5 protein-coding genes and 2 tRNA genes are annotated in these 4,562 nt (G+C 73.0%); 5 read left to right on the forward strand and 2 right to left on the reverse strand.

All coding sequences use genetic code 11. From position 1 onward, the window contains the following. Positions 1 to 16: 16 nt before the first annotated feature. A tRNA-Asp gene (locus ACFXA3_RS36200) sits at positions 17 to 90 on the reverse strand. A gap of 38 nt (positions 91 to 128) precedes the next feature. Then, positions 129 to 201 (reverse strand) — tRNA-Glu (locus ACFXA3_RS36205). 126 nt (positions 202 to 327) lie between these two features. Between ACFXA3_RS36205 and ACFXA3_RS36210 the strand changes: the two genes are divergently transcribed. From ACFXA3_RS36210 to ACFXA3_RS36230, 5 genes are all read left to right on the forward strand, one after another. Then, positions 328 to 678, forward strand: a complete 351-nt coding sequence (locus tag ACFXA3_RS36210; RefSeq protein ID WP_385194307.1) for a metallopeptidase family protein — start codon at positions 328 to 330, stop codon at positions 676 to 678. Next, entirely contained in the window at positions 675 to 1,196 is a 522-nt protein-coding gene (locus ACFXA3_RS36215) for a fluoride efflux transporter FluC (protein ID WP_385194310.1), read from the forward strand. The genes ACFXA3_RS36210 and ACFXA3_RS36215 overlap by 4 nt, the downstream gene beginning before the upstream one ends. Further along, positions 1,193 to 1,567 (forward strand): fluoride efflux transporter FluC, encoded by a 375-nt coding sequence (locus ACFXA3_RS36220; RefSeq protein ID WP_385194312.1) that lies wholly within the window; start codon positions 1,193 to 1,195, stop codon positions 1,565 to 1,567. The genes ACFXA3_RS36215 and ACFXA3_RS36220 overlap by 4 nt, the downstream gene beginning before the upstream one ends. Positions 1,568 to 1,754: 187 nt before the next feature. After that, complete coding sequence (locus ACFXA3_RS36225) at positions 1,755 to 2,261, forward strand: hypothetical protein (protein WP_385194314.1); 507 nt, start codon at positions 1,755 to 1,757, stop codon at positions 2,259 to 2,261. A gap of 310 nt (positions 2,262 to 2,571) precedes the next feature. Then, positions 2,572 to 4,562, forward strand: a 1,991-nt coding sequence (locus tag ACFXA3_RS36230; RefSeq protein ID WP_385194317.1) for a DEAD/DEAH box helicase, incomplete at its 3' end; no start/stop codon positions are given.

The raw sequence follows: 4,562 nt of genomic DNA on the forward strand, positions 1-4,562 counted from the left end.
CCGTTTCCGGCCTCAGCGATCCTGACGGGACTTGAACCCGCGACCTCCACCTTGACAGGGTGGCGAGCTAACCAACTGCTCCACAGGACCTTGCAGTGTGCGAGACAAGTCTTGCACACGGTAATGCGTACCCCCAACGGGATTCGAACCCGTGCTACCGCCTTGAAAGGGCGGCGTCCTGGGCCACTAGACGATGAGGGCTAAAGGCCCGCCGGGCACTTCTTCAGCGCGTCGGGGACGTGAGAAGCATATGGGATCCGGGGAGGTATCGCCAAAACGGTTTCTCCCGCATGCGGGACGTGCCCCCGCCGGAGGGACAATGGCCCGGTGCTGGAGATGACGCGCGAGGAGTTCGAGGAGCTCGTCGCAGAGGCCCTGGACCGCATCCCGCCGGAGCTGACGCGGCTGATGGACAACGTGGCGGTGTTCGTCGAGGACGAACCGCCGGCCGACGATCCCGACCTGCTCGGGCTGTACGAGGGGACTCCGCTGACGGACCGCGGCGAGTGGTACGCCGGCGTGCTGCCGGACCGGATCACCATCTTCCGCAACCCCACGCTGCGGATGTGCGAGGACCGCGAGAGCGTGATCGCCGAGACGGAGGTCACGGTGGTGCACGAGATCGCCCACCACTTCGGCATCGACGACGACCGGCTCCACGCCCTGGGCTACGGGTGACCGGCCCGCAGCCCGGCGGGAGCCCGGGCGCGGACGCCGCCGCCGAGGCGATCGACCCGGACGTCGACCTCCACGTACCCGGGCAGCGCACCGAGCGGCCCGGGCCGGTGCTGGCCGCGATCGCCGCCGGCGGCGCCCTCGGGGCCTCGGCGCGGTACGGGGCGGCGCTGCTGTGGCCGGCCGGCGCGGCGGCCTTCCCGTGGACGACGTTCTGGACCAACGTGATCGGCTGTGCGCTGATCGGGGTGCTCATGGTGCTGATCAGCGAGGGCGGCCGGACGGCGCCGCACCCGCTGGTCCGGCCGTTCTGCGGGGTCGGGGTGCTCGGCGGGTTCACCACCTTCTCGACGTACGCCGTGGACTTCTCGCGGCTGCTGGACGCGGGGGAGGCGGGGACCGCGCTGGCGTACGCCGGGCTCACGGTGGTCGGGGCGCTGGGAGCGGTGTGGGCGGGGGCCTTGCTGACCCGCCTCGCGACGGGCCTCGCGGTGCGCGGCGGACCGGGGAGGTCCGCGTGAACTGGCTTCCGGTGCTGCTGGGTGCGGTGGTGGGGGCACCGCTGCGCTATCTGACGGACCGTGCGGTGCAGGCGCGGCACGATTCGGTGTTCCCGTGGGGGACGCTCGTGGTGAACGCGGCCGCCTGCCTGGTGCTCGGGCTGCTGACGGGTGCGGTGCTGGCCGGTGCGGCACCCGAGTGGCTGAACCTGCTGGTGGGGCCCGGGCTGTGCGGGGCGCTGAGCACGTACTCGACGTTCTCGTACGAGACGCTGCGGCTGTACGAGCGCGGCTGGCGGTTCCTGGCGGCGGCGAACGTGGCGGCCTCGGTGCTGGCGGGGCTGGGCGCGGTGACCCTCGGGGTGCAGGTGGGGCGGCAGCTGTTCGCCTGAGCCGGTGCCGCCCGCGGCGGTGCGTGCCGGTGTGCCGCCGGGCGCGGCGGCGGCGGATCGCGGACGGGCGGTGTCCCCGAGGGCGTGTCTCTTGCGGGGCAAAGGGAGTTGGGCACATTGACCCGCTCATGCGGACCCTGACCGCCCTCCCCCGGCTGCTGCCGGGGAGCCCCCCAGGAGGTGCCCCGTGCGCCAGTTGTCCGCCTCTCTCCGGCTGGCCGTCTCCGCGCTCGCGGTCGCGGCCACCGCGGGCTGCATGAGCGTCGGCGAGGGCGCCGCGAAGCCCGGGCCGTCCTCCTCCGCGGACCGCAAGGCGGCGGCCGAGGCGGGAGGTTCCGTATCCGGCAGGGGTGCGGGCACCCGCGGCGGCCACGGTTCGAAGCCCGGCGCGGCGGGTGAGGAGGGCAGGCAGGCCGAGGACGGCAAGGCGTCCGGGGCCGTCGGGGCCTCCCCCAGCCCGGGTGCGCCCGCCGGGCGGCCCGGGGCGCCCTCGCCGTCGGCCGGTCCGGGCGGCGGGGCCGGCGGCCAGGGGCCGCAGCAGCCCACCTCGGGCGGATACGGAAACAGTGGTTCCGGTGGGGCGCAGGTCACACCTCCGCCCGTCACGCCGCCGAGCCCGCAGCCGCCCGTGACTTCGCCCACTTCCGCGGACCCGACGCCCCCGGCTCCGGAGCCCAGCCCGTCGTCCAGCTAGCGGCCCCGGGCGGCCTCCCGGGGCTCCCGGGGCCGGCTCCGGTGCCCCGGGATCGGGGGGATCGTCGCAGGTCAGGACGGATCGGGCCGGAACGACTTGCCAGACCCCCGGGAGGGTGCGTATGGTTATAGATCGTTTGATCCCATTGCCCGGCGCCGAATCCGAAGAGCGCCGTGTGGCGCGTACTCTCCCTAGCCGTGGCTGACCGCATTGAGGCGGTCGATTTGCGATTCACGGAGTTTGGGCGCGTGCCGAGACTCCGGAAGGTTTCGCATTTCGCATGTCCATTTCCAGTTCTGACCGTGCCGTCATGCCCGAGAACGACTCGAACGAGATCGTCGACGCCGTCGAGGCCCTTGTGGTCACCGAGGCGATCGAGGCCGCTGAGGCGGACGAGATCATCGAGGCTCTCGAAGCCGACGTGACGAACGACCAGTCCACCGACGCCGACGCCGAGCCCACCGTCACCTTCGGCGACCTCGGTCTGCCCGAGGGCGTCGTGCGCAAGCTCGCGCAGAACGGCGTCACCTCCCCCTTCCCGATCCAGGCCGCGACCATCCCGGACGCCCTGGCCGGCAAGGACATCCTCGGCCGCGGCCGCACCGGCTCCGGCAAGACCCTCTCCTTCGGTCTGCCCACCCTGGCCCGCCTGGCCGGTGGCCACACCGAGAAGAAGAAGCCCCGCGCGATCATCCTCACGCCGACCCGTGAGCTCGCGATGCAGGTCGCGGACGCCCTCCAGCCCTACGGCGACGTGCTCGGCCTGAAGATGAAGGTCGTCTGCGGCGGTACCTCCATGGGCAACCAGATCTACGCCCTGGAGCGCGGTGTCGACGTCCTCGTCGCCACCCCGGGCCGTCTGCGCGACATCATCAACCGCGGCGCCTGCTCCCTGGAGAACGTCGAGGTGGCCGTCCTCGACGAGGCCGACCAGATGGCCGACCTGGGCTTCCTTCCCGAGGTCACCGAGCTGCTCGACCAGATCCCCGGCGGCGGCCAGCGCATGCTCTTCTCCGCCACCATGGAGAACGAGATCGGCACCCTGGTCAAGCGCTACCTGTCCAACCCCGTCACGCACGAGGTCGACAGCGCGCAGGGCAACGTCACGACCATGACGCACCACGTCCTCGTCGTGAAGCCGAAGGACAAGGCGCCGGTCACGGCCGCCATCGCCGCCCGCAAGGGCCGCACCATCATCTTCGTCCGCACCCAGCTGGGCGCCGACCGCATCGCCGAGCAGCTCGTCGAGGCCGGCGTGAAGGCCGACGCGCTGCACGGCGGCATGACGCAGGGCGCCCGTACCCGCGTCCTCGCCGACTTCAAGGACGGCTACGTCAACGCGCTCGTCGCCACCGACGTCGCCGCCCGCGGCATCCACGTCGACGGCATCGACCTGGTCCTGAACGTGGACCCGGCCGGCGACCACAAGGACTACCTGCACCGCTCGGGCCGTACCGCCCGTGCCGGCAAGTCGGGTGTCGTGGTCTCCCTGGCCCTGCCGCACCAGCGCCGCCAGATCTTCCGCCTGATGGAGGACGCGGGCGTCGACGCCTCGCGCCACATCGTCCAGGGCGCCGGCGCCTTCGACCCCGAGGTCGCCGAGATCACCGGTGCGCGTTCGCTCACCGAGGTCCAGGCCGACTCCGCGAACAACGCCGCCAAGCAGGCCGAGCGCGAGGTCGCCGACCTCACCAAGCAGCTGGAGCGCATGACGCGCCGTGCCGCCGAGCTGCGCGAGGAGGCCGACCGTCTGGTCGCCCGCTCCGCCCGTGAGCGCGGCGAGGACCCCGAGGCCGCCGTCGCCGAGGTGGTCGAGGCCGCCGAGGCCGAGGTCGCGGCCGCCGTCGCGGCCACGCCGGTCGCCGACGAGCGTCCGTCCTTCCAGGCCCGTGACGAGCGGGGCAACTACGAGCGCCGCGACAACCGTCGTGACGACCGCGGTGACCGTGGCGACCGGGGCGGCTTCCGCTCCGGCGGCGACCGCCGTGACGACCGTGGCGGCGACCGCGGTGGTTTCCGCCGTGACGACCGCGGTGGCGACCGTGGCGGCTTCCGCCGTGACGACCGTCCGTCGGGCGGCTTCAACCGTGACGACCGCGGTGGCGACCGTGGCGGCTTCCGCCGCGACGACCGTCCCTCCGGTGGCTTCCGCTCCGGCGGCGACCGCCGTGACGACCGTGGCGGCTTCCGCCGTGACGACCGTCCGTCGGGCGGCTTCAACCGTGACGACCGCGGTGGCGACCGTGGCGGCTTCCGCCGCGACGACCGTCCCTCTGGTGGCTTCCGCTCCGGCGGTGACCG

It is taken from the genome of Streptomyces sp. NPDC059456 (assembly GCF_042750055.1).
Taxonomy (GTDB): Bacteria; Actinomycetota; Actinomycetes; order Streptomycetales; family Streptomycetaceae; genus Streptomyces.